The 24,236-nt window shown below is 34.4% G+C and carries 23 protein-coding genes and 4 pseudogenes; all 27 read right to left on the bottom strand.

What is annotated here, in order from left to right; genetic code table 11:
- Nucleotides 1–30: 30 nt before the first annotated feature.
- Entirely contained in the window at nucleotides 31–912 is an 882-nt protein-coding gene (locus IPH11_03005; protein ID MBK6912675.1) for a hypothetical protein, read from the bottom strand.
- A 6-nt stretch (nucleotides 913–918) separates the two neighbouring features.
- Nucleotides 919–1,179 (bottom strand): annotated as a pseudogene (locus IPH11_03000) (hypothetical protein).
- Nucleotides 1,180–1,275: 96 nt separating this feature from the next.
- A pseudogene (locus IPH11_02995) lies at nucleotides 1,276–1,868 on the bottom strand (dihydrofolate reductase family protein).
- Nucleotides 1,869–2,180: 312 nt separating this feature from the next.
- Nucleotides 2,181–2,558: a hypothetical protein gene (locus IPH11_02990; protein ID MBK6912674.1), complete on the bottom strand. Its 378-nt coding sequence runs from the start codon at nucleotides 2,556–2,558 to the stop codon at nucleotides 2,181–2,183.
- A 297-nt stretch (nucleotides 2,559–2,855) separates the two neighbouring features.
- The gene (locus IPH11_02985; GenBank protein ID MBK6912673.1) at nucleotides 2,856–3,296 is read right to left on the bottom strand and encodes a VOC family protein; all 441 of its coding nucleotides are present in this window, start codon (nucleotides 3,294–3,296) and stop codon (nucleotides 2,856–2,858) included.
- A gap of 36 nt (nucleotides 3,297–3,332) precedes the next feature.
- Nucleotides 3,333–3,788, bottom strand: coding sequence for a DUF1801 domain-containing protein (locus IPH11_02980; protein MBK6912672.1), 456 nt, complete (start codon nucleotides 3,786–3,788; stop codon nucleotides 3,333–3,335).
- A gap of 63 nt (nucleotides 3,789–3,851) precedes the next feature.
- Nucleotides 3,852–4,421 carry a dihydrofolate reductase family protein gene (locus IPH11_02975; GenBank protein MBK6912671.1) on the bottom strand — a complete coding sequence of 190 codons (570 nt, stop codon included), beginning with the start codon at nucleotides 4,419–4,421 and terminating at the stop codon, nucleotides 3,852–3,854.
- 81 nt (nucleotides 4,422–4,502) lie between these two features.
- Nucleotides 4,503–5,123: a dihydrofolate reductase family protein gene (locus tag IPH11_02970; protein ID MBK6912670.1), complete on the bottom strand. Its 621-nt coding sequence runs from the start codon at nucleotides 5,121–5,123 to the stop codon at nucleotides 4,503–4,505.
- A gap of 283 nt (nucleotides 5,124–5,406) precedes the next feature.
- The gene (locus tag IPH11_02965) at nucleotides 5,407–5,775 is read right to left on the bottom strand and encodes a VOC family protein (protein ID MBK6912669.1); all 369 of its coding nucleotides are present in this window, start codon (nucleotides 5,773–5,775) and stop codon (nucleotides 5,407–5,409) included.
- Nucleotides 5,776–5,878: 103 nt separating this feature from the next.
- Nucleotides 5,879–6,262 carry a hypothetical protein gene (locus IPH11_02960; protein ID MBK6912668.1) on the bottom strand — a complete coding sequence of 128 codons (384 nt, stop codon included), beginning with the start codon at nucleotides 6,260–6,262 and terminating at the stop codon, nucleotides 5,879–5,881.
- Between the two features lie 223 nt (nucleotides 6,263–6,485).
- Nucleotides 6,486–7,241, bottom strand: a complete 756-nt coding sequence (bla, locus tag IPH11_02955; protein ID MBK6912667.1) for a subclass B1 metallo-beta-lactamase — start codon at nucleotides 7,239–7,241, stop codon at nucleotides 6,486–6,488.
- Nucleotides 7,238–8,743, bottom strand: coding sequence for a serine hydrolase (locus IPH11_02950; GenBank protein ID MBK6912666.1), 1,506 nt, complete (start codon nucleotides 8,741–8,743; stop codon nucleotides 7,238–7,240). Before IPH11_02950 ends, bla begins: the two co-directional genes overlap by 4 nt.
- Nucleotides 8,744–8,842: 99 nt before the next feature.
- Nucleotides 8,843–9,202, bottom strand: coding sequence for a nuclear transport factor 2 family protein (locus IPH11_02945; protein MBK6912665.1), 360 nt, complete (start codon nucleotides 9,200–9,202; stop codon nucleotides 8,843–8,845).
- Between the two features lie 14 nt (nucleotides 9,203–9,216).
- Nucleotides 9,217–9,384 (bottom strand): hypothetical protein, encoded by a 168-nt coding sequence (locus IPH11_02940; protein MBK6912664.1) that lies wholly within the window; start codon nucleotides 9,382–9,384, stop codon nucleotides 9,217–9,219.
- Nucleotides 9,385–9,682: 298 nt separating this feature from the next.
- Nucleotides 9,683–9,946 (bottom strand): hypothetical protein, encoded by a 264-nt coding sequence (locus IPH11_02935; GenBank protein MBK6912663.1) that lies wholly within the window; start codon nucleotides 9,944–9,946, stop codon nucleotides 9,683–9,685.
- A 361-nt stretch (nucleotides 9,947–10,307) separates the two neighbouring features.
- Nucleotides 10,308–11,561, bottom strand: a complete 1,254-nt coding sequence (locus IPH11_02930; GenBank protein ID MBK6912662.1) for an agmatine deiminase family protein — start codon at nucleotides 11,559–11,561, stop codon at nucleotides 10,308–10,310.
- 131 nt (nucleotides 11,562–11,692) lie between these two features.
- Entirely contained in the window at nucleotides 11,693–13,066 is a 1,374-nt protein-coding gene (locus tag IPH11_02925; GenBank protein MBK6912661.1) for a hypothetical protein, read from the bottom strand.
- A 271-nt stretch (nucleotides 13,067–13,337) separates the two neighbouring features.
- A complete protein-coding gene (locus IPH11_02920; protein ID MBK6912660.1) occupies nucleotides 13,338–13,799 on the bottom strand; it encodes an SRPBCC family protein in 462 nt (153 codons plus the stop codon).
- Nucleotides 13,800–13,877: 78 nt separating this feature from the next.
- Entirely contained in the window at nucleotides 13,878–14,546 is a 669-nt protein-coding gene (locus IPH11_02915; GenBank protein MBK6912659.1) for an FMN-binding negative transcriptional regulator, read from the bottom strand.
- A 218-nt stretch (nucleotides 14,547–14,764) separates the two neighbouring features.
- On the bottom strand, nucleotides 14,765–16,096 hold the full coding sequence (locus IPH11_02910; protein MBK6912658.1) for a serine hydrolase: 1,332 nt from the start codon (nucleotides 16,094–16,096) through the stop codon (nucleotides 14,765–14,767).
- 138 nt (nucleotides 16,097–16,234) lie between these two features.
- The gene (locus IPH11_02905) at nucleotides 16,235–16,690 is read right to left on the bottom strand and encodes a hypothetical protein (protein ID MBK6912657.1); all 456 of its coding nucleotides are present in this window, start codon (nucleotides 16,688–16,690) and stop codon (nucleotides 16,235–16,237) included.
- The gene (locus IPH11_02900; GenBank protein ID MBK6912656.1) at nucleotides 16,687–17,124 is read right to left on the bottom strand and encodes an RNA polymerase sigma factor; all 438 of its coding nucleotides are present in this window, start codon (nucleotides 17,122–17,124) and stop codon (nucleotides 16,687–16,689) included. Before IPH11_02900 ends, IPH11_02905 begins: the two co-directional genes overlap by 4 nt.
- Before the next feature lie 332 nt (nucleotides 17,125–17,456).
- Nucleotides 17,457–18,128 carry a VOC family protein gene (locus tag IPH11_02895; GenBank protein ID MBK6912655.1) on the bottom strand — a complete coding sequence of 224 codons (672 nt, stop codon included), beginning with the start codon at nucleotides 18,126–18,128 and terminating at the stop codon, nucleotides 17,457–17,459.
- 159 nt (nucleotides 18,129–18,287) lie between these two features.
- Nucleotides 18,288–18,962 carry a DUF4395 domain-containing protein gene (locus IPH11_02890; GenBank protein MBK6912654.1) on the bottom strand — a complete coding sequence of 225 codons (675 nt, stop codon included), beginning with the start codon at nucleotides 18,960–18,962 and terminating at the stop codon, nucleotides 18,288–18,290.
- Nucleotides 18,963–19,227: 265 nt separating this feature from the next.
- A pseudogene (locus IPH11_02885) lies at nucleotides 19,228–22,440 on the bottom strand (type I restriction endonuclease subunit R).
- Nucleotides 22,437–23,426, bottom strand: a pseudogene (locus IPH11_02880) (nucleotidyl transferase AbiEii/AbiGii toxin family protein). Before IPH11_02880 ends, IPH11_02885 begins: the two co-directional pseudogenes overlap by 4 nt.
- Nucleotides 23,423–24,148, bottom strand: coding sequence for a hypothetical protein (locus IPH11_02875; protein ID MBK6912653.1), 726 nt, complete (start codon nucleotides 24,146–24,148; stop codon nucleotides 23,423–23,425). Before IPH11_02875 ends, IPH11_02880 begins: the two are co-directional and overlap by 4 nt.
- Nucleotides 24,149–24,236: the final 88 nt, after the last annotated feature.

The following is a 24,236-nucleotide window of genomic DNA, read 5'->3' as shown; positions in this document are numbered from 1 at the left end:
ACTTATCTGTTTTTATTTCAATTCTGAGTTCTATTTAAACTCAAACTTTGCAAAGGTTTTCCCATTGAATTTACAAATACCATCTCCGTCTGTTCCAAACCAGAGTTCACCATTTTTATCTTTAAAAATTATATTTATAGCATTACTTGTAAGTCCATCTTTTGTGGTATAATTAGTTAAGTTGTTACTGTCATATTTCCAAACACCAGCGTCAACTGTTCCTATCCAAAGGATTCCAAAGTCATCTTCGTTTATCGTGTAAATACGAGCTAAAGTGCCTGGACCTGATTTACCCGAAACTTTAAATTCGTTATTGCTAAGTCCTTTTTCTTCCGTAAAATTAATAAAGGATTTTCCATCATATCGAAATAAACCTGAGCCATTATTTCCAAACCAAAGATTTCCGTTGCTGTCTTCGAACAAACCAAGAACGGCTGAGCCACTCAGCCCATTTTCGGTAAACCAAGTAAAAGATTTCCCATCGTAGCGACAAACACCTTGGGATTGAGTGCCGAACCAAACATTTCCTTTTTTGTCTTTTAGTATGCTATAAACAGCATAAGAGCTGAGACTATAGGGAGAGCTTTGCGACTGCTTAGAGTCAAAACCGGTATTATCTAAAGGCAAATAGCCAAACGAATTACCGTTATAGCGATAAACACCGCCACCAGCATAGAACCATAAATCGTTCGGTCCTATTTCCCAGCGGAGGTCAGAGCTATTCCTTAATTGCAAATTTTCTTTATTTGTTAACGTAGTGAAAGTTTGTCCATCGAAGTTACTAACACCGAATACACCAGTTCCAAACCAAATATTACCAGATTTATCTTCTTGAATACTTTGAACTTGATTATTAGATAAACCGTCTTTCACAGTAAATTGAATCAACGTTTTACCATTATAACGATACACACCAGCGCCATTCGTGCCAATCCAATAGTTGCCATTTTTATCCTGAAAAATACTTCGAATGTTCTTATCAATTTCGGTTGTTATATTTTCACTGAAAATATTATTATTGAATTCCGCTTCTGGAACTATTTTCTGCCCTGTAAAACTATCGGGTATTTTTTCAGGTTTTTTTTGTCCATTGCAGGAATTAAAACATATTGATATTAGTAAAAAAGAGCAAATTATTATTTGCTTAAAGATTTTTTTGAATTGGTCATTTCTTCTTATTGAATTATCTGTCCATTATTTTCTTTGTCCCGATTTCTCAACGAGAAAACCCCACCTATTGCAAATCTGTCGTTGTGAATTCGTGCTACTCTCACCTTAAGCTAAGAAAGAACCTGTCTTGACTTTTCCAGCTAACTTGTAATTGGCAATAATCACTCCGGTTGGTGTAACCAAACTATCTGTTAACGTAAAGGCTTTCGGAATAGTACCATTATCAAAAATTTTTTCCCTTTACCAAGAGTCAATGGATAAATTTTGAGCCAGAGTTCATCCACTAAATCATTTTTTAGCAGCAGCTGAATAAGCTCACCACTACCATGGACTTGAATGTCAGAACCTTTTGTGCTTTTAAGTTTTTTGATATCCGACAAACTTTTTAGAAACACTGAGTTTTTCCAATCAGACTTTTTCATTGTATTGGACATAACGTATTTTGTAACATCGTTGATCCCGGGCCATTCATTATTATGCTCAGGCCAGTAACCAGCAAAAATCTCAAATGTTTTTCTGCCTAAGAGAAGGTCAGCAGGTTTCATCTGTTTTTCCATGACCTTACCACCAACTTCGTCAAAATAAGGAACAACCCAACCGCCATATTTGAAACCGCCCGATGTATCTTCCTCAGGACCCCCGGGTGCCTGCATTACACCATCTAATGTAATAAATGACAAAACAATTATTTTTCTCATTTGTTTGTTGTCAGTGATTATAGTGCTGACTCCGCACTTTTATGTTTATTAATCTGACCGGGTTTAGTTTACCCGACTATTTTTTTTACTTTTTTCTTTCAGTCACTTCGAAGTTAGGATTTCTAAAATGACCGCTAACCTTTTGGGGTTTTGCGTTGATGGTTTTTGGGAACGCAATATTGACTGCATGCAAATATAAACGTCAGCTCGAATAGAACAAACTTGCTATTGGCAGTATTGTTGTATCGTTTTTATGCCGTGAGCAATTGTCAGCCGCGAACACCTGTCGGAATAAAAACAACCGCCCGGTAATTATTTTTTTGCCTGTCCACTGCTTTTCTCTAAACCAAAGAATTGTCGTGATTGCCAGCAGAAAAGCATTAGTAAAACAAATCCAAGTGTAGCAAGTAAGGCGTGTGTCCACACTTTATAATAAACATCAAGAAACAGAACCATGGCAAATAAAAAACTTGTTAAAATAATTCCCCATAGCTTACCAAACCATATTGCAATAAGTGATATAATTGTCATTACGGGAATTACTGTCAGCCATTTTATTTGTTCAGCCAATAGGAAGGTATAGATCATTGAAAGTTGATCGGTAGTCATTTGTAATTTTACAATCCCGGCAATGTTTGATAGCACAAGTAAAATGATAACAATGCTCAAACTAGTTTTTCTTTTTTTCATTTTATATTGTTGCGTTGAGTTGTCTGGTTATGCTAAGCGATTGTCTGTCCGATAATATTTTTATAGAAGCCAAAGCCGAACTCTCTAAAAATAAAAAGTTTGTCCAAATGCAAAACTGTCAAGTGCGTGTCATTAATATTATTGCAAATGTTTTGAAACATTACGACATGGCAGATTTTTAGAATAAATGTTTATTAGAATTCCTAATATGGAACCTTGCATCCCGAACGTTTGGGATTTCATAGAAGTGCTTCAACTGCCTTTTGTTAAATCGCTGTTAGGCGTTCGTTGTTTTTGTCAATTTGTATTGCCTTTATATTTTGGATCAAAGTCCACCATCCATTCGATTCCATATTTGTCTCTAAACATACCAAAGTATGAACCCCAGGGGCTGTCAGAAATAGTCATTTCAATTTGTCCGCCTGCCGAAAGTCCATTGAATAATTTGTCAGCTTCTTCTTTGCTTTCTGCACTAATTACAATTTTACTTCTGTTCTCATTTTCGTTTGTTCGTCCCAGTATTTCAGGTACATCATTAGCCATTAAAATACTTTTACCAATTGGTAAAGCAATGTGCATTATTTTGTTTGCTTCATGCTTTGCTACCGGGAATTCGGGACTTGCTAAATCTTTGAAACGCATTATTTTTGCGAACTCTCCGCCAAATACTGATTTGTAAAAGTTGAATGCTTCTTCGGCATTTCCGTTAAAGTTAATGTGAGGATTGATACTTGCCATAATTTTAATTCTAAATTGTTTTTGATTATTGTGATATTACTGCTTTATTCTATTGAATTCACTTTTTTCAGTCGAAACTTTAATTCCAAATTGAATAGCTTCAAAAAGTATATCAGTATTTATTTCTTTTAATGATTTAAACTTAATGCAATATCCGCTTACAATTGCCTTTCCTATTTTTTCTCCAAAATTTGCTGCTAAATATTTCTTATCCTCAATACCAATGATATAGACAGATATTCCTGTTGTGTTTGCACTTATTCCAATTTGATAAAACTCTTTGGTCTTTCCATCAGCATATTTTATTGTTTGAAGCCCATACCCTATTTTAGGATTAGAAACAGTTTTACCATTATCGTCTTTGCCGTCTAAGAACCATAATTTACATTTTGGCAATACTTTAAGTATGCGTTTGTGCAAAGCTTCAATGTCCGCACGTTTTGCTTCAGGCTGAGTAGCAATATAATTTTTGATTTGTTCTTGTACTTTCATTTATTGTCTCTGTCTTATTTGATTTGTCATTCCACAATGACCGCTCGCAGCGGTTCGTTATTATTATCTGTCTATTGTGTAATTCAGTTCTGTCACCCCGCAATTAAATTGACGGGTAGTCAAGAGTTTTAGTTTTATTTTGTCTTTTATGTCTGCAAACAATGGAATTCCTTGTCCAAGAATAATTGGATTCACAAATAGCCAATAGCCGTCAATTAAGTTTTGTTGAATAAGTGAATGTGTTGCTGTCGGGCTGCCAAAAAGCAAGATTTCATTATTACCATTTTCCTTTAATTCATTCATTCTGTCCGAAAGGTTGTCGCTAATAATTGTTGTATTATTTAAACCCTTGTCATTCATTGTTTTTGATAAAACAACTTTGTGAACTTTGCTATACCACTTTGAATGTTCAATGTCGTGCTTGGTTGCTGTCGGCTTTTCTGCTGCGGTAGGCCAATAACTTTCCATCAACTCATAAGTTACTCGTCCATATAATGAAGTATCGCCTTTGCTTATCCGTTTTACGACATGATCAAAAATTTCTTGATCAACTTTGATCCAATCCATTTCTCTGTTTGGTCCGGCTACAAAACCGTCAAGCGATATGTGCATAAATGAAATTATTTTTCTCATATAGTTCGCTTTTTTATTATTGTCTATCGTTTGTTCTTATCTTTTTATAATGCCCGAAAAACGATGGCGAGTCGTTGTTTTTTACTTCTTAGTCAATTTGTATCTCAAATGTGTTGTTAAATCCGAAGGTATTACTTCTATGATTTGTATATCATAAATATCTTTGTCAATACTGTCAAATAGTCTGATACCGCTTCCTAGAAAAACAGGAGCAATGTGGATGAAAAATTCGTCAACAAGTCCTGCATTAAGAAATTGTTGAATAGTATTTGCTCCACCCTGTATTCTTATGTCCTTACCTTTAGCTGATTGTTTTGCTTTTTCCAAAGCACTTTGTATTCCATCATTGATGAAATAAAAAGTGGTTGTTCCTTTTTGAACCCAAGGTTCACGTTTTTCTTGTGTAAGCACATAAACATCTGCTTTGTATAAGTCTTCTGGCCAACTGGCTTCGCCTTCCTCAAACATTCGTTTCCCCATAATGAATGCACCTGTTCTTGCAATTGTCTCTCTAATAAATTTACCATCAGGTCCGTCCTCTTTGCCTCCATCGAACCCTAAGTATTCCCAGAATGCTTTTTGAATAAGCATCCAACTATGAATTTTTCCTGAAACACCTCCCATTGGATTGCTTGGACTTCGATTATCACCTGCGAAGAAGCCATCAAGTGATATTCCGCTGTCAAAGATAATTTTGCTCATTTTTATTTATTAAATGTTCTTCAAAGTTAATTTTTGTTCGTTGTCTGATTGTTAGAACTGTCTCTCTAAACTTGCAGCTAACGGTTTCGGGCTTTGCGTTCGGGCGGGTTTCGGAGTACAAAACTGTCAACCAGCACTGAACTTAAACAGAAGCACAAAGCTCCAAGTTTGCACAGTCTGCCCCGAACCTCTATCGGGGTCACCCCGCTTGACGCAAAACATGCGTTAGCGGTTAGGCGTTATTCTCTGTTGTCTAATTTGAGTTTTCTGTTTGTAATCAAGCTTAGTCAATTGCTTCCCAAAGTTGAACTTTGTTCCCTTCTCCGTCAAGAATGTGAACAAACTTACCATAGTCGTAAGTTTCAATTTTGTCTACAATTGTTACGCCTTCTTTTTTCAGTTCTTCAACAAGCGCTTCCAAGTTTTCAACTCGGTAATTTATCATAAAGTCCTTGTCAAAGTATTTTGAATCTTGTGCAAATGGTGTCCACTGTGTTTGTGCTTTTTTTGTACTGTCTGGGCTTTCGTACCATTCAAAAGTTGCACCATAAGGATTTGCATCTAACCCAAGGTGTTTTTTATACCATTCTGTAATTTGTTTTGGGTCGTTGCTTTTGAAGAAAATACCCCCAATTCCTGTTACTCGTTTCATATGATTGTTGTTATTGATTGATGTTATTGTTTTAAATGCGAAACCTAAACAAAAGGTTGTCGCGAATGCCAAAATTATTAAAAAGGCTCTTTTCATTTTTAATTTATTTTTTCCTGTTGATGAAAAATATCAATGCCGAGGCAATTAAACACATTACAACTGCACTAATAACAAGTGTATTGTCTTTTAGTAAAATGCCAACAACCAAGTCACCAATGAACATTACAAAAAAGAAAATATAAGCAAGTGTCAGCATTTGGCTTGATTTTTTGATTGTCGCAATAGCGAAAATGAAACCAAGAGCAAATTGTCGTGTCGCCCACATATACATTAAAAAGTCAACACCTTTTGCGTCAAGGTCAATTTTGTCAGCGAATGATTGCGGTGAAAAGAATAATGATACACTTACGCCAATTTCCATTAAAGCAAAAAGTCCTGATACAATTAGTGTCCAATTTGGCAATGTCTTTTGTGTTTTTGTTGTCATATTTCAAGTTCGTTTTGTCGTGTTTGTTGTTTGTAAGCTGTCATTTAACATAGCCGCTAACTTATTCATCCCACCCATAAACATGCACAGATACAGCAAATCTCTGTGGACTTTGTGCCATAAATAGCTGCTTTTATTTCTTGCGCCAAGATAAAAAATTATTATTATAAATCATAAATTCATCAGCCGCTATTTTGCCAAAACAATTTTAGAAGAAGTTCTCTTATTGAGCCTTGAATAATTTTATTGTATAATCAAGTAATTTTTTGTCACCATATTCTCCATGTCCCGGAACAACAATTTTCATATCTGGATATTCCATTTTAACTCTTTCAACTGTACTTGACCAATCTATAACATTAGCGTCGCCTAAATAACCTTTACCGGCATCTAATTCTTTTATTAAGCAACCGCCAAACATTATTTTTTCACTTGGGAAATAGCCCACTACATTATCTTTCGTATGTCCCTCCCCGAAAAATTTTACTGTAATAATTTCATTGCCAACTTTTAGAGTTAGGGTATCAGCAACACCATTCCTGGGAACAACTAAATTATTTTCTTTTGCAAGTTCGATTGTTTTTACATTTGCATAAGAAGGAATATGATCTTCTTCAAATGCTTTTAGTCCGCCTAAACAGTCGTCGTGAAAATGAGTTGGAATAATAGCATTTATTTTGCAATGAAGAGTTTCGTTTATCCATTTGATTAATTCTTCTGAGCTTTTGTTATTAGTCGGTGTGTCGAAAATAATCGCTTCATTATTATCTCTCGCAATTAGTCCGTTACAAGGCACATTCCCAAAATCATTTGTTTGTAAGAAAGAAGTATGCACAAAAGAATTTTCGGTAATTTGGGTAATAACTAAATCATTGGATTTGTAAACCTCTTTAGATTTAAACGCGTCTTGTTTTTGAGAGCCGCAATTTAAAACAATGACTGAAATAATAATCAATAGTGTTTTAATTAATAATTTCATTTTGTCAACTTGTCTAACGATTCCTTCGCTCTTGGATTTTCTGGTCGTATTTTCAGTGCTTGTTGATAGCATTTAATTGCTTCGTCTTTATTATTTTGAGTTAGATAGATATCGCCTAAGTCATTCCAGGCAACTACAATGTTTGGGAAAGTTTTAGTGTAGAATTTATAAAGGACTAATGCCTTGTCGGTTTTATTTTCTTGAATTAGTAATTGTCCAACTTCCAATAAAACCATATCATCTTCAACCTTAATTTTATTTTTATTTAGCTCAGTAGCTAAGTCAGTGGTAGTTGGTTCTTCAAGTATTTCATAAATTTGTTTTGCTGTTTGATTCTGAAATACTGGTTGCATTGTCAAAGCGTCTTGCTCTATTTTTCCATTGAAATAAAGCTGAGTTACATTCGGTAAAACCATCATTGTATGAATCGAACTTTCATTTGTTACCATATAAAATACCAATCCTTCTTCGGGAAGGCGAATTAATCTTGCAAAATAAATCCCATTACTTCCTCCGTTATCTATCATTTTGGTGTTTCGCCTGCTTTGTAAAATATTGCAGCCATAGCCAAAAAAAGATTCACCATTGTATCCTTCCTCCTGAATGTGTGCTGTAAACATTTTCTGAATAGTTGATTCACTAAGAATAGAATGATTAGTAAAGCTGTTTGCCCACAAAAACATTTCGTCTAATGAAACTTCTAATCCTCCGTTGGCTTTTAAGTTCCAATAAGGTCCGCCGCCAGCCTGTTCAAAATGTTGTTGGTGTGTTCCCCAAATTTTTCCGTTTCGGTAACCGATGGCGATAGTATCGTTCGATGCAGCAGGGTAATGGTAGCCAATGTCTTTTATTCCCAGAGGTTGAAACAGATTTGTTTTTAAAAACTCTTCGTAGTCAAGTCCTGAAACTTGCTCAATGATTATCCCCAAAACACTAAAACCAACATTGGTGTAAACTGCTTTCTCTCCAGGCTTAAATGCCAATGGTTCTGCAAATGCCCGGTTTAAAAATTCCTCTGTATTTATTTTTTCGTAGTCGCCGCCGTCTTGTTTTAAAAACTCGTGAAAGCCTGATGAGTGAGTAAGCAATTGATGAATTGTAATGTTTGCCTTGTCTTCAGGAATGGTTGGAAAATATTTTTTCAGTTGGTCGTCAAGTGATAATTCATTTTGCTCCACTAACTTCATAATTGCAGCAGCTGTAAATGCTTTTGTAATGCTGCCGATAGATGCTAATGTACTTGATGTGAATAGAATTCTCTTGTCCTTGTCTGCCCAGCCGTAACCTTTGCTAAATATTTTCTTTCCGTCTTTTACGATAAGAAGTCCGCCGGAAAAGTTTTTCTCGTTGGTAAGTTTTGTAAGGTAGTTATCAATTAGTTTGCAAGTGTCGTTGCTGATTACAACAGCGTATTTTGTGCTGTCGGAATTACCATTTCGGGAGTTGTTTGAGTAAACAGTTATCAAACCAATCACGATTGAGAGAAGGATTATTTTTTTCATTGTCTATTTATTTTTAATCTGCTGGTTCAAAGTTATAAAATTTTAAGTTTACAGGCTGCCCAAAACTTGCCAGTACGATGTTAGCAGTTCGTTGTTTTTTCATTCCTTCTCCTGTCGCTCAGTTATACAATAAGAATTGATACTTAAAATTTTGTTGTCCAAGTCAAATTCGTAAACGTCACATGAGGAAACAAATGCAACTCTTTTCCCTTCACGGATAAATTCTGCTGTCCCATTGATAGCAACACAACGGTCATTTTCTATAAGATTGAGTTGTTTGAAATTTGAAGTTACTCTACTAAAGTAAGCTGTTATGTTTTTACAGAAAGGTTCTATTTCCTTTCTGCCTGTCAAGAATTGCTCACCTGGAGTATTCCAAATAGTTTGGTCAGTTAAGTAGTTCAAACACTTTTCAAATTGTCCGCCTGAGAACGCTTGTGCTATTTCTGATTTCGTCATATTGTCTGTTATTATTACTTATTGAATGAAAGGTCTGCTTTTGTTAATGCCTCTTTTAGTTTTGGAATAGTGCTTTTTCCCATTCCATTAAAGTTTAGTACTTCCTTTTCTGTGTATTTGGATTGTTGTTCCAAAGATGCTATGCCATTAATTTCTAATGCACGTCTTTGCAGGTGCGCCAAACTTTAAAAGAAGCAGAAACTTTCAATAAACCGCGTTACCGCCACTTGCGGCAAACCAATATATTAAGTTCGTGCTATCATTGATGCAAAGTTTTTTCAGTTATTTATTTAACAATGTTTGTTGAATAAGTTATCATGGTTTTAAATAAATGCCGTAATTGTCCAAACGATATAAAACCAAATAAAACCTAAGTAAGTTATTGGATGAATTTTTCTCAGAGTTAACTAGTCGTAGATAAAAAGAGAAATAAAAAAGAGACTCCAGAATCCTATAATAAAGGGGCCCCAGCCAACAGTATTAGAAATGAGTTCGTCTGGAAATATATGTATGATCAAGAGCCCTGTCTAAAATCGGACCTAACATATACAATGTTCCTACATACATAAACCTTTTGTGCTTGTTAGGTTTTTTTCTGTTCATGTACCCTAACCAAACCAATAAGGCATAACTCGGCATAAAAAACCTGTTAACTTTGGCATTGATTGGCATAACATTCCATCCATTATAAACAACCAGGAAAATGTACACAGTGGTGAGCAATACTCCAATTGCTACAACCATGCCGGCTATTCCCAGTTTTATGTGAGCTTTATAGTTCTCTTGCCTTATAAAGTTAGTTTGGATAATAAGAATAATGAACCAGGCAAAAGAAATAACCCATGTATAATAAACTTTGGGTCGCTATTACTCTCTTGACCTGTATCTGTAATCAAATTATCGGAAAATCCGACTAAGGATAAAATAAGCATCAATACACTGGCTATTAAAAAATAATACTTTTTCATTTGCAATTTGTTCTAATGTTTATCAAAGTTAATTTCATGCAGTCAGTTACAAGTTAGCAGTGTCCCCAAGCATGACGCATAACGGTTTGCAAGCCCTCTGTTAGATACAGCTTTTCCCGAAACTGAAATCCTTTTTCCTATTCAGGTACTTGCATGCTCCAGCAATGAAGCCCACCTCCATTGTGGTTAGTTTCTGCTGTGTTTATCTGGTAGATTTTTTTATCTGGAAAATATTGTTGTAATATTTGTTTCGCTTTCTCATCTTTTGTTTTAGAACTTTCAGGTTGTCCTTCTGTCCAATATTTCGACTCAAATACCGTTTTGTTTGTAATCAAAAAATTAAGATAACTACTAGATGGTACAAAATGAACGGTGTCGCCAACTGAAAATCTTTTTTGTTCAAAAAGAATTTGTTGAGAAAGGAATTTTATTTCATCATTATTACTGGTTGTGTCTAATGCAAAAGTCATGTAATCAATATCAGGCACCGGCATTTTAACAATAGTGAATGGCTTTCCATCCTGGTCAGTAGCATTTTTTAAAATTTCATAATTTATTTTCATTCTCTCCAGTGTTATTTTTTTTACCGGGTCGTGTGTTGCTTCTAAGGAGTCGGGGAAGGAAATTAAAATGGTATTTTCATTTACAAATCGGCAAAATTCATCTAAGTGCCCCTTTACTCCAATGCCAAAATAGTTTTCAGTTATTAACGTTCCCCATCCAGACGGATCTTCTGCCGCACCCTCTTTTAACCATATTATCTTTTTTACATTAAGCACCTTTTTAAGTTCAGCTTCCTGCAATTCTTTAGTCATAGTTGGGTTACGATGCATGTTTACTGATTCTACTTGTAAAATGGTTCCTTTCCCATTTGTTTCAATAGCGCCGCCTTCGTTAACCATAGAAGAGGTAAATACAGGATACGGAAACGCCTTTAGATGAAGGGAAGTATATAGTTCTCTCTTTTTCTTATCCTTGTCTATATAATTTTTGATTGTTGGATCAAAATACCAGCCATACATATTCCAGGCAAAATTTACCAGCCTCTTTTCGCCCATTCCATTTTTTAAAAAGATCACCCCGTCACGCTGGGCATAGCTAAATTCAGTTGATGAGGTCAAAAACTGAATAGAATCTAAGTTTACACCAACTGCAGATAATTTCTTTTTGTAAGTTTCCATCGTAGAATCGGAAACAAGACAGAATACTTTCATTTCTTTTGCGAGTTGACTTACCATTTCAAATGTGGCAGTATCATCAAGTCCGCCTACAATAACACCTGACTGCGGTTCCCACTCTGCCGGAAGGTAGAATTCAGTTTTATTTTTCTGGCTACACGAATAAAGAAGTGTAAGTAGTATGAAGTAAAATAAATAATTCAACTTTTTCATATTTCTCTCTTGTTTTTGAATATCGTTTTAAGCTGCAGAAACATTTTGTTGTAAGTAGTTGGGTTTCGTCCGTTATTGTTTGTCACTCAATTTTCTGTATAGTCTTCAGATTTTTGTCCCACCTACGCTCGTCAATGGAGATAAGCTGCTTCGGTTATCCAATGAAAACGTCTTTGCATCAACCTGAAGTTTTTTATATCAAGTGGTTTTCGTTTGGCGGTTATGAAAACAGAATCTTTTTTGATCATTCCTTTTAGCTTTAGTGTAGTTGAATCAGGGAATTCGAAACGCAGGCTGCTTTCTATTTGCCGTGCAATCAGTATCGAATCCATTTTGGGATAAATATCGATGCCTTGTTCATTATATATTTCTTGCATTTTGGTATATAAATCCTTTTGATCTCCAGACACTATCATTTCTTTTTCATTAAGGGATACATATAGAAATGCAATGCTATCGCCACTCAAACGCGCAGCCTCAACCATTTTATCCCCAATGACAATTTGTCTCCACCTCAATGGATTATCAGTTGATAAAGTATCTTTATTTGTAACAAATGTATCGACATCATAAACCCCGGATATTTTGGACTTAGACTTGCCCCTTTCTTCAGAGTTTTTCTTATAACCAAAATAGTCCTTAACCGGAAAGACTATGAAATAACCTATCACTAAAACTTTCAACACATTTTTTGAAATGTTCATCCATCCTTTTTTGAATACAGGTGCTTTGATAACCGGAAGTGAAATAGCTTGACCTGCAAAGAAAAACCTCATTAATCTCTTTAAATCTTTAAGTAATAGAAAAAAGGCCAACAGAAATAAAGCCGTTGGATACATTTTAGCGTGAACATCATAATTGTAGTTTACTGCCATCACGTTGGCAAGGGCCGCCAATGTAAGCAATGCGCCAAATGTCGTTGTTCTGCGGAACAGCAGGAACAAGGCAGCGCTTTCGGCTATACCCATAAAAACGTTGTATCCATAAGAATATCCAAAAAAAGCCCAAGCCAAACTCATGGGTGACATATCTCCCAGCGGTTCAGTCAATGTATAATAACCAAGGTCAGGAAATTGCATTTTGAAGAATTTCTCCAGCGCAAAAATGAATAGTGTGAATGCCAAATAGTAACGGACGATAACTGTTAGCCAATAATAAAGCGTTTGGTAGTTTGTTCTTTTTCTGTCCAATACACTCCAAATAATTGCGCCCAATACGCCAACTATTGCCATAATGAAATAAAGCAAATAGATATAAGCTCTATCGTTGTGCTGCCCATCGTAGGGTGATATGATAGTATATGGAATGTGAAAAAGATGTTTCCCTGTCCAGGAAATGACTATATCTAAAAATTCTGCGAGGTGTCCTTCATAATAGATATAGGATAAAATAGAATTAACAGACCAGTCCAGTAAAACGATAAACTGGATAAAAAAAATAAAAACAAAACGGAATGCAAATTTTTGGTAAACGTTCCAATGCGAGGTTTGTGATAAATTTTCCATGTTCATAGTCTGTATGCTAAGAAGTCATTGGTTACTTAAAGTTTGTTCACTTGGTCGTTGCTATCCACGGAGCCGACCCAATTGCTTGCAACTTATTTATACCAGTCATAAACATGCACACACACAACAAGTCTCTGTGGGCTTTGTGCCATAAATGACTGTATTTATTTCTTGCGCTAAGATAAAAAATTAATATTATAAATCATAAATTCATCAACCGCCTTACTGACAAACCGATGTTCGCCGCTGGCATATTTGTCAATTGACTTATTTATAAAAACATTTTAGTTAATTCATATTCTAATCTGTCAAAATTTTCTTCGTTTTTGTCAACCGCAAAAGCCTTTACTTTTCTGCAATCATCTGCTGAGTTAAATAGCATTTTAAAAATAAGTTTCGTCTTGCCTTTAGACACTTCTTCAAATGTCGCAACTACTTGAAAAAGTGGTTTTGAAAATCGTTTCCAAGCTATAAGTGATGGTATGTCTATTTTTATGAACTCACATTCATTTGCATAGTTTCCTTTGTCAGGTCCGTGCATTATAAAACTCCATTTTCCGCCTACTCGAAAGTCAAATTCATTAAAGGTATTTGTAAAACCTGCCGGTCCCCACCATTTTTTTAGATGGTTTGGGTCAGCCCAAGCAAGAAAAACAAGTTCTCTTGATGTGTTAAAAATTCTTGAACTTACAATTTCACAATCAGGTGTTGTTGTTATAATTTCAGTTGTCATTTTTTATCTTAATGTTTCCGTTTGTCACTATCAGCGCTATCGCAAACTCCTTGTTAGCGGTTCGTTGTTTATTAGTTCTCACGAGTCAAATTTTGAACCATCCCATTCAACGTCAGCAGGAAATAGTTCGTCTTTTCTCTTTCTCATTTCTAATGCGATTAAAGCACTGTTTCCACCTTGCTCTTCAAGTTTTGAAATAATATTGAGATAACTTTTTTTATCTCTGTTCTGGCTGAGTTTAAATACATTCTCTAATTTTTCTGCTTTAATTTCAAAACCAACAATGGCTGGCATCATCTTACTTAAAAAACTGTCAGGAAGATTGTCGTAGAATGTTAGCGATTGTGCATTGCCTTTTTCGAATTTCAATGTCAATTTTCGCATAAATGCTATTAGTTCGTCATTTGACATAAAATTGACTTGTCCGCCTGTATGAACACTCATATAATTCCAAGTAGAACCAATTTGTGGATTGCTATACCAAGAAGCACTTACATAGCAACTCGGTCCAGTAAACACAAGCAAAGCATTAGGGTTTTCAACGAAAGCTTTATGATGGTCAGTGTTTCGCATAATATGTCCCTGCAAAAACAGTTCGCCATTCCTTTCTTCAAATAAAATTGGAATTTGTGTTGCAACTTGTCCACCCGATAAAAAACTTCCTGTCATAAATGCAAACGGGTTTTCCTCTATAAAATCCAAAATTGTCTGCTTGTCTTTTTCTTTAAAGTATGAAAAATTATACATTTTTTTTCCGTTTTATTGTCTTTTATCTTGGGTCGTCTCAAAATGATGGCTAACTTATTTATCCCACCCATAAACATGCACATATACAATGGCATTGCCACTGGCTTTGTGCCATAAATGGCTGTATTTATTTCTTGCGCTAAGATAAAAAAATAATTTTATAAATCATAAATTCATCAGCCGCCATTTTGCCAACCTGCTATTAGGGGTTTGTTGATTTACTCCCTTGTCATAGTAAAAGATTCTCCGCCTTGTGAATATATCATCTGATTTTTAGTTGGTTTAAATTCCAATTTTATTCCTGCTCTTAAAAACTCAAATATGTCTTTTTCAGTTGCCTCTAATGGAATAGCAGGCTCACCTGTACCTTGAGCCATCAATATCAGATTATCTTTTGTTATAATTATCGTTAACGCCGGAAGTTCAGGTGTTGAATACACTCCTAAATATTTGTCTAAGTCTTCTGTCGTTATAGAAATGTCATTAAATGTCGGTATAGAATATTCTTTATTAAAATAAATGCTTAACACACCAATTAAGATCCCGTTTACAGGGTATATTTCACCGTTAGAACAAAATGAGATTGCTAAACTATCCTCAGGAAAATAAGCCAAATTTGATACAAAGCCATCTATGCGTCCATTGTGTCCGTAGGCTCTTTTTGTATAGAAAGGGATTTGTCGCATCCCCATTCCATAGTTATCTGTGATGGTTTTCATTTGGGTTAGACTATTTTCTGAAACGAGTTTTAAAGAAAATAATGCTTCAATAAACTTGGTTAAGTCGGTCGGTGTTGAAACAATACAGCCTGCTCCACTCGGGATACTCATGTCAGTTTCGTTTGCTTGTTCCCAATTACCATCAAACCGATATGAAAAACTTTCATTATTATTTTTATTAATCTTACTACCCGCGTAAGTATTTGAAAGACCAATTTTAGAAGTTATTCTTTCCTCTAAATTTTTTAAATAGGACTGTTTAGAAACCATTTCTAAGATGTATCCTAAAATAACGTAGTTTGAATTGCTGTAATCCGCTTTTTCATTAGGTTGAAAATCAACGTTATGTTTAGAGATGAGTGCAAGTATTTCATCCTGTGTTTTCGGTACTGCCATCCAGGTATCATAGTCAGGGTCGTCTGTAAATTCATGTAATCCGCTTCTGTGATTAAGTAAATTACTGATTGTAATTTTGTCTGCGTTTGGAAGCTTCGGAAAGTATTTATCTAATGTCGTTGTAAGATTTAATTTTCCTTCCTCAATTAGTTGGAAAATCATTGTCGCAGTGAACATTTTAGTGATTGATCCAATGCGATACTTTGTTTTTTCTGTTGCAGAAATTTTCTCCATACCTGAAATGAAGCTGTATCCAATAGCTCTGCTATAAAGCACAGTGCCATTTTTGGAAAGTGACAAACTGCCCATTCCCTTATTCTTTTCAATAAGTATATTAAACAAGCTGTCAAGTTTAGATTTATTTAAACCTTGAGAAAAAACTGTCCCGAATGAAAGTCCTGTGAGCAGAATTGTTAAAAAGATTTTTTTTCGCATTTTTTGACTTTCTATTCAATGGTTTTAGTTTCATTATTTTTTAAATAATAATTTTGCTTATTGAATTAAGCCAGAATTTTATATCCGGTTGATTTGCAATATTCCATTCCTGATTCATCACCGACAATTAATGCCCCGTTAAAAAGACAGTCTGTCCGGCAAAAGGAAGTAAACAATTATCGCAAACGCAAATAAAAATACTGCTATGTTAAGGGGACGGTATTTAACAGTTACAAGGAGTTCTTTTTTTCCTTTTATAACTGTAAAATGGCAGAATGCCAAAAGGTTTATAATCATAGCAGCTAAAGGGAGCCCTATAAAAATTACAGGGATTAAGAAAGTAAGAAACTGGTTCCTGTCAATAGCATCAAAGAAGCTTCCGATGAGATCTATAAAAGATGAGAATATTCCCAGTTCGTATTTAAGTATAACAGTAATTGCAACTATCGTTGGCAGGACTAGCAGCCACAACCCTGCTCTTGATGATTTCTTAAAGCTTAACAGTGGAATTTTTAATTCCTGCTGGTGCGTTATCTTTTCAGGATCGGGCAGATCCATACCGCTTAGCATTTTATCAACATCTTCTTTTTTCATGTTTTTCTCCAATTAATCTTTCCTTTTAATTTATCAATACCCCGGTAGAGGAGTGATTTAACAGTTCCTTCTTTTTTATTGAGGATAACGGCAATTTCCTTAATAGATTTCTGTTCAAAGAACCTTAATGAAATTACTTCCTGGTATTTTATATCAAGCTTTTTAATAAGTACATTTATTCTCATAAACTCCCGGTGCTTTTCAAGGTCTTCTTCAAGCAGTATCCTTTCGGTCTCGGCATTTGAATAATCTGTTAAATCAAAACCATACTCTTCATGGATTCTGTTTAACGACTCCGGTAAATATTTGCGGCTGTTAAAATATTTATTAAGCTCATTTGTGGCGATCCTGTAAAGCCAGTACAGAACTGAGATATTTCGATACTTGAATTTTCCGATACCGGTATATGCTTTAAGGAACGTCTCAGCCGCAATATCTTTAGCTGCATCATAGTTAGTAGTTCTTCTGAATACCTACCCGAAAATTTTCTTATAGAATGCCTCATATATCTCCCCGAATTTCTGAGGGTCATTTTCGACTTCCTTAAGTAGTTTCTCTTCATTCAAAATATTTTCTTTTTTTTATAATAGTATAATCATAAGCGGAGCAAAACGTTGCGTTTTTTTATGCGCATGCGCAGAAGTGTTGGAGGCGATTTTCACCATCCCGAAGGTTCAGGATGAATACGAAGAACTAAACTATCTATAACCGCAAAACTGTCTCGCCATTTTTCATCAGGAAAACCCCTCCTATTGCAAATGTGCGGTTACCTGCTGACATTCTCTTCGTTCATTGTAATTACTCTTGTTAAACCGTTTGTTGATATTTTTATTTTTGTAAAATGTTTTTCGGCTTCCTGTTCTGTCGGATACCATTTTCTGTTTGTCTCTACAATTATTATTAAACCATTATCGCTGCCAAGTGTAACAAACTTTTCACTTTTAGAACCTTTTGCAAAAAAGTATAAGTTTTTTTCTTTAACTAATTTATCAGCAAGTTTTATTGGGGCATCCGTTACTATTCCGATTTCACTTATAGATTGAATGGATGAAATGTCAAAGGCTTCATCTGCAGCATTATCAAGGTCAAAACGTGCAATGAATTCTAAAATATTCCCATTGTTGTCATAAAAATAAATTGCCTTTGCATTCCAGCTTTCAAAGTTCGAAACAATTTCATTGTCCGCGTTTTTAATAAGGTCAAGTTTTGCAGATGTCCATATTATTGCTTCGTCGAGTTTATTGCGGGGGATATTAAATGCAAAATGATATTTCGGTTTTAATTTATTTGATTTAATAAAAGTTAAGGTTGATTGCCCGGCTAAAAACGAAATGGAGTTTTGGTTTTTATTTTTTGTCTGTAATTTCAAAAGTTCAGAATAAAATTTTTGCGTTTTGTTAAGGTTGTCGGTTTGTATTTCTATTTCTAAAATATTCATTATTCAAAATAGGCTTTGCGGTTCAATATACTTGCAGCAGCGGTTTGGAGCTTTGCGAAGGATGGGGTTTCCCGGCGCTTCCAATCAAATGTCTTCCATTTCAATTTCCACTTTTATTCATCTATTTTTACTTTAAAATCCTGGTAACTTCAATAAATTTTACTTTGTATTTATCTCAGCCTGTTTAGAACTGTTTGTTCCAAACATGTCGAAAGGTTTTTTACTAAAATTATCATTAAATAAAAATACCGTAAGGAATATGTATGCAATAAGTCCAAAAACAATAAGTAACTGAATCACTGATGTTTTTTGAATATCTTGTTTTGATTTTATATCGCAAATTTCACCAGGGCAGTATTGAGCTTTTTCTTTATAAAACATTGAATAAAATTTACAGCCTAAACAAATACCAAACGCAGATTCAAAGAACAGGAATACAAGGCAAATCAGACAGGTAATACCCGTTATCAGGCTGTATGCATTTATTACAACCAGCAAAATGAACATCATAGTTGCTAAAACGATACCGATTATCCAGGCAAACTTTTTTTGTTTAGCTCCAACATATTCGGGTACCTGATTCCGGACTATCAAACGTCCGATTATTAATGCGGGAGAAAATTTAGGATTAACAAAGACCCGTATTAATAAATCGGTAAGGAATATAATTATAACATATTTTATCAGTAAAAAATCTTCCTTAGTTAGGATTAGCATTAAAGAGATTAACATAAATAAAAAGAATATTCCTGCTGCTGCTCTTATTTCCCGTTCATTTAATACGGGGATGTTATATCCTTCAACATCTTCACCAAATTTAATTATCTTATTCATAATTGTATTTTCTCTACCTCATTTAGTTTTAAAATGTTCATAGCAGTAGTTTTGATTTAATTTATTTTAAAATTTATTTTCTGTTGCAATAATATGCAATCAAACAAATAACAGGCTGGATGTTTCTGATCCAGTGTGGCTTTTAACAAAAAGAATAAAATGATCTGTGATTTTTTTTCCTATCTTTTTTTATCCCTTCCTTATCTATTTGGGGTTTTTAAGGATTGACTAATTAGAATTTCCATTGAATTACCTACAAAATGTTTTATAAATACTTTTTAAAGTTTTCAGCTTGTTCGAAAATTTCTTTGAAGACTTCATCTTTTGGAACTGGTGGATAGCCATGTTCTGCAAGGATTAAAATTAAATCAACTTTTAATTCGGCTTTTATATCATCGCGATGCGACCAATCTGTGTATTTGGCTTTATCATCAACAATTTTCTTAACAGCTTGTGAAAGGACAATCAATTTATCGTGCGGATACTCGAATTTATATTTTTCTGCTATCTCTTTAAGGATATCGTAGAATGCTTTTTCTTCGAAATCAATTCCCATTTCTAAAAATGAGTTACGTTCTTTTTTTAATTCTTCAAATAAGTTTGTGAATTGTTCTGCAACATCATCCAGTACATCACTTTTGAAAACTTCAAAATCTTTGCGTTCGTTATAGATTTCAACAAGCTTTCTTAATTTTTTCGAAAAATCTATTCCTTTTATGCGATTAGTTTTACGGAATTCTGCAATAGAACGTGAAAGTAATTTTTGGAGCAGTTTAATTTTTGTATTCGGCAATTTTATCTTATCAATTTTTGCCATATACTCATCGCTGAAAATATCAGTGTTAATACCCTGATTGTTTTCATCCAATTTAAAAATTTCTTCGATGCCTTCACTTACTAAAGCTTCTTCAATCATTTTACGAACATGATCATTCATTTGAGCAGTATCGGGGGCATCGCCTTTTGTTAGTTTATGAAGGATTGCTTTTACAGCAAGGTAGAAATGAATGTAATCTCTTTCGATTTGTGATATTGAATCACTATTGCAGCATAGATTATACGCAGAGCGTAATTTTCTTGTGAGATTTATAAATCGTTTTTCCATTTCATCTGTGAGCTGAACAAATTCAACTGCTTTGTTCAGGCAATCTAATTGCTGAAGTGGAGAGCCTTGAAAATAATTTGTACTATCAAATTTGTGAAAGAATTTTGATAATAAATCTAATTGATCTTTTACTATAACTACTGCTTTGTTGATATCTTCAAAATCATTTGCATCAACTTTAGAATATTTAGCAAGAGCGATGTTCATGTTACTTTTTATACCAATGTAATCTACAACAAGGCCCATTTCTTTGCCTTCATAAACACGGTTAACTCTTGAAATTGTCTGGATAAGTGAATGCTGTTGAATAGGTTTATCAATATACATTGTATCAAGGAATGGAACGTCGAATCCGGTAATCCACATATCCACTAAAATGGCAATTTTAAAGTTGGATTTATCATTCTTGAATTGACGATCTAATTCTTTGCGATATTCTTTAGTGCCAATTAAATCATATAGTTCTTTTGGATCATCTTTGCTACGAGTCATTACAAGTTTTATTCTTTCAGAAGGTTTTATTTCTCGACGTTCATTTTCTGATAATACGATTCCTTCATCGCATTCTTTTATTTCATTCCAGGCAGGGCGTAGTTTGATTATTTCTTTGTAAAGATTGTAAGCAATTGTGCGACTTGCGGCGACAAACATTACTTTACCTTTTACAGTTGCTGCTTCCTCGATTCTTTTTCATAGTGCTGTACAAAATCCTTAGCTAATAACTCAATACGATCCGGATGACCTAAGATAGTTTCCAGTTGAGTAGTGGCGCGTTTACTTTCTTCTATCTGATATTCATTAGCACCTTCTTCAGCGCATTTTTATAATACTCTTCAATTTCCTTTAACTTTTTTTCATTAAGTAAAACTTTTGCAGCTCTACCTTCATAAATTATTTTTACAGTAATTTCATCAGCAACAGATTCCTTCATAGTATAAGCATCAACAACATCGCCAAATACTTCAGAGTGCCATCAATCGGGGTACCTGTAAAACCGACATAGGTTGCGTTGGGTAATGAATCGTGGAGATACTTTGCAAAACCATATTTACGTTCAACACCTTTTGCGGTTACAACAATTTTTTGATCGAGATTTATTTGTGATCGATGAGCTTCATCTGAGATACAGATAACATTTGTACGTTCTGTGAGGAGTTCCAGATGCTCAGTAAACTTTTGAATTGTAGTTAGAAATACACCACCACTTTTACGATTTCTCAAATAAGTTTTAAGTTCATCACGACTTTCTACACTTATGATGTTTTCATCACCAATAAACTGTTTTGCATTTGTGAATTGTGCAGAAAGCTGATCATCGAGATCGGTTCTATCAGTGATCAGAACTATTGTAGGACTTTTAAAAAATGTACTCTTCATTAAAATGCGAGCCAGGTAAAGCATTGTATAACTTTTACCGCTTCCTGTAGCACCAAAGTATGTACCGCCTTTACCATTCCCATCCGGACGCATATTTGTTTTAATGCTGTTGAAAATTTTTCTTGCTGCATAATACTGGGGGTAAAGACAAACAATTTTAGTTTCATCTTTTGGAGTATCGGGGAAGAAGATAAAATTTTGAATCACGTCCAATAACCTGGTTTTATTAAATAGTCCGTTAACCAAACTATAAAGTGAATCGATTCCATCTACTGCAATATCTTCAGGATTTACTTTACGCCAGGCATAGAAAAAATTATAGGGGGCAAAAAGCGATCCTATTTTATTATTAACACCATCACTGATAATACAAAAAGCGTTGTATTTAAATAGTTCCGGAATATCCCGCCGATAACGAACTGTTAATTGAGTGAATGCATCTTTAATTGTGGTTTCTTCTTTGATCGCGCTCTTGAATTCTATAACTACAAGCGGCAGTCCATTTACATATAATATTGCATCAGGAATTCGTTTTTCATATCCCTGAATTTCGAGCTGGTTTACTATTTTGTAAATATTATTATCTGCTGCAGAATATGAAGAAGGCGGCTCAGCAGCTTTCAGAAGTAAACTAGCCGGTGAGGCAGATTGAAGATTGTTGACAGAATTATAATCAACAAGCTGAATAAATAAATCTTTTTTGCTTCGATCTTCCCGCTTTAAAGTAAAACCATCGGAAAGCATTTTAAGGAAAGATTTGTTACTATCATATAATGATGAAGATGGAAGCAGATCTAATTGACGGATGATTGATTGTACTTCGTTTAGAGTGATATTTTCAGCAGCGTATTGAGTGAAGAGAAATTGTTTTAAGTCATCACGAAGCAGAACATCGCTGATTTCTTTGTGGATTGTTTCTCCTTTTGTGTGAGGGATTTGCTGCTGTTCAAAAAGTGCGATAACAGCATTTTCTAATCTTTCCTCATTATAAGTCATTCTTTAGCCTCCACTTCAATATTCCATTCAATGCTCTCAAGTCTATTTTTAATTGTTAATAGATTTGCAAGTATTTTTTCTTCACCCGGAAAATCCTTGAAAACTAAATCCTTAAATGCACCATTGTAAGTGTCCTTTAATTCTTTCCAGACTATTTCTAGCTTAGAAAATATTTTTGATTTTAACGGATGATTTACTAACCACTGATTATTACTTTTATAACTAATTACATCATCATTTGCTACTTTGAGAATTAATTAATCAAATGATTTTGAGTTAAAGAATTCTGATAGTTGAGTATCATTTAAAAGTTTATACAAATCATAAGTGTGACGAATCTTTTTCTTAAGGTCCCCAAGTGGATCTTCAGTATAAGAGAAGCGAACAAGACTCATAATCTTTTCACATATTGTTCGTTTTGGATCCAGCACCATGGCTTCGAAGGGAAGTAAACCATGTTTCTCAGCAATATTAAGCTGATCATTTTTAAGCATCATATCATAAATATATGAACTGATTTTTTTCTTACTACGAGGTTCGGAATTACCCAGCCAGCTTGCTTCGACAATTATTACATCCCTTACCTGTCCGAAATTGCCTGTAAAAAGCTTATTGTAATTATAAGCAGTTTTTCTATTCATACCTCTTTTTTGTGTAACATTTTCCAATTCAACTTCCGGCAGGACAGCAGATACAATATGACTTATATCTCTGATTTTATTAGTGAGCTGGTTATTTGATTCACCCTCTTTACGTAAGACTACGAGATCGATATCCTCAGAAAAGCGATCGATTAAATTGAAGCATTTTGAAAGTGCAGTACCACCTTTAAATACCACATCCGGCCCAATAGCGTTGTGGAAAATAGTATGCAATACAAATGTTACCCAATAGTCTTTTTCTATATATATAGATGGAATATCTAACTCTTGAGCTGCAACTGTAACCGCAGTTTTAAATAGTTCGGTGTTATTATGCAGGTTCATTGAATACCCCAGTTTGATGCAGTTTTTAATTTTGTATTTCTTAATCCTAGTTTGAAACCCGTTAGCGGGTTAAGAGTTTCCTTTAATTTTTCAATTCCTTTTTTTCTATTCAATTGTTCTAAGATAGCACCGAGTAAAGCTCTAACACGAGGCGGGTAGAGAAGTGCATATTTAATAATTTCCGCAGTTTGTGCTGCAGTAAGTTTTTCTACAATATTAATTAAAATACCTACAGCAGATTGTATATCGAGATCCGGAATAATTTTAAGGTCTTTCATTGCATCCAGGTAACCAAGCAAACTGTAATTATCATCAGTTACCTGAGCATAACTTTTTACCGGAGTTGCTTTTATTGCACCAGTATTTATATATATCCTTTTTGACAAGCTGGCAATTTTTATGCGAAAAGCCATTTGAGTAGTTAAGTACAATTGATTATAAAGATATGTACCTGTAATGTATGCTACACGTTTGCCATTACTGAATAAATATGGTCTTAATATTTCTGTATCTCCAGGGCGAAGCTCACCGAAAATAGTTTTTTTTGGTTTATAGAATGTGCCTTTGGAAAGTTTTCTTATTATACCTTTTTTTATCAGGCGCTCTAATGCTTTAGCTGCTGTAAGATACTCGGATTTAGTTATGTTAAGCTGTTCATAACCAAATGTAGAATCTTCAGAAATGCTTTGAATTTGTGTTAATATTTTTTCTGCTACTTTCATAACAGTACAAAACTATGATGTGAGCCTTAAAATGTCAAGTTTTTTGCGCAAAAAACTTGACAAATAATGAGCTTTTATCTTGAATATT

The sequence above is a fragment of the Ignavibacteriales bacterium genome (assembly GCA_016709155.1).
GTDB lineage: Bacteria > Bacteroidota > Ignavibacteria > Ignavibacteriales > Ignavibacteriaceae > JADJEI01.
Note: the sequence above shows the minus strand (reverse complement) of the source record. Positions and strands in the feature narration are given on the sequence as shown.

What these genes read in the sequence shown, in the direction of transcription:
- IPH11_02990 (MBK6912674.1), bottom strand. Translation starts at nt 2,558, where the DNA reads ATGAAAAAAAGAAAAACTAGTTTGAGCATTGTTATCATTTTACTTGTG.
- IPH11_02985 (MBK6912673.1), bottom strand. Translation starts at nt 3,296, where the DNA reads ATGGCAAGTATCAATCCTCACATTAACTTTAACGGAAATGCCGAAGAA.
- IPH11_02980 (MBK6912672.1), bottom strand. Translation starts at nt 3,788, where the DNA reads ATGAAAGTACAAGAACAAATCAAAAATTATATTGCTACTCAGCCTGAA.
- IPH11_02975 (MBK6912671.1), bottom strand. Translation starts at nt 4,421, where the DNA reads ATGAGAAAAATAATTTCATTTATGCACATATCGCTTGACGGTTTTGTA.
- IPH11_02970 (MBK6912670.1), bottom strand. Translation starts at nt 5,123, where the DNA reads ATGAGCAAAATTATCTTTGACAGCGGAATATCACTTGATGGCTTCTTC.
- IPH11_02965 (MBK6912669.1), bottom strand. Translation starts at nt 5,775, where the DNA reads ATGAAACGAGTAACAGGAATTGGGGGTATTTTCTTCAAAAGCAACGAC.
- IPH11_02960 (MBK6912668.1), bottom strand. Translation starts at nt 6,262, where the DNA reads ATGACAACAAAAACACAAAAGACATTGCCAAATTGGACACTAATTGTA.
- bla (MBK6912667.1), bottom strand. Translation starts at nt 7,241, where the DNA reads ATGAAATTATTAATTAAAACACTATTGATTATTATTTCAGTCATTGTT.
- IPH11_02950 (MBK6912666.1), bottom strand. Translation starts at nt 8,743, where the DNA reads ATGAAAAAAATAATCCTTCTCTCAATCGTGATTGGTTTGATAACTGTT.
- IPH11_02945 (MBK6912665.1), bottom strand. Translation starts at nt 9,202, where the DNA reads ATGACGAAATCAGAAATAGCACAAGCGTTCTCAGGCGGACAATTTGAA.
- IPH11_02935 (MBK6912663.1), bottom strand. Translation starts at nt 9,946, where the DNA reads ATGGTTGTAGCAATTGGAGTATTGCTCACCACTGTGTACATTTTCCTG.
- IPH11_02930 (MBK6912662.1), bottom strand. Translation starts at nt 11,561, where the DNA reads ATGAAAAAGTTGAATTATTTATTTTACTTCATACTACTTACACTTCTT.
- IPH11_02925 (MBK6912661.1), bottom strand. Translation starts at nt 13,066, where the DNA reads ATGGAAAATTTATCACAAACCTCGCATTGGAACGTTTACCAAAAATTT.
- IPH11_02920 (MBK6912660.1), bottom strand. Translation starts at nt 13,799, where the DNA reads ATGACAACTGAAATTATAACAACAACACCTGATTGTGAAATTGTAAGT.
- IPH11_02915 (MBK6912659.1), bottom strand. Translation starts at nt 14,546, where the DNA reads ATGTATAATTTTTCATACTTTAAAGAAAAAGACAAGCAGACAATTTTG.
- IPH11_02910 (MBK6912658.1), bottom strand. Translation starts at nt 16,096, where the DNA reads ATGCGAAAAAAAATCTTTTTAACAATTCTGCTCACAGGACTTTCATTC.
- IPH11_02905 (MBK6912657.1), bottom strand. Translation starts at nt 16,690, where the DNA reads ATGAAAAAAGAAGATGTTGATAAAATGCTAAGCGGTATGGATCTGCCC.
- IPH11_02895 (MBK6912655.1), bottom strand. Translation starts at nt 18,128, where the DNA reads ATGAATATTTTAGAAATAGAAATACAAACCGACAACCTTAACAAAACG.
- IPH11_02890 (MBK6912654.1), bottom strand. Translation starts at nt 18,962, where the DNA reads ATGAATAAGATAATTAAATTTGGTGAAGATGTTGAAGGATATAACATC.
- IPH11_02875 (MBK6912653.1), bottom strand. Translation starts at nt 24,148, where the DNA reads ATGAAAGTAGCAGAAAAAATATTAACACAAATTCAAAGCATTTCTGAA.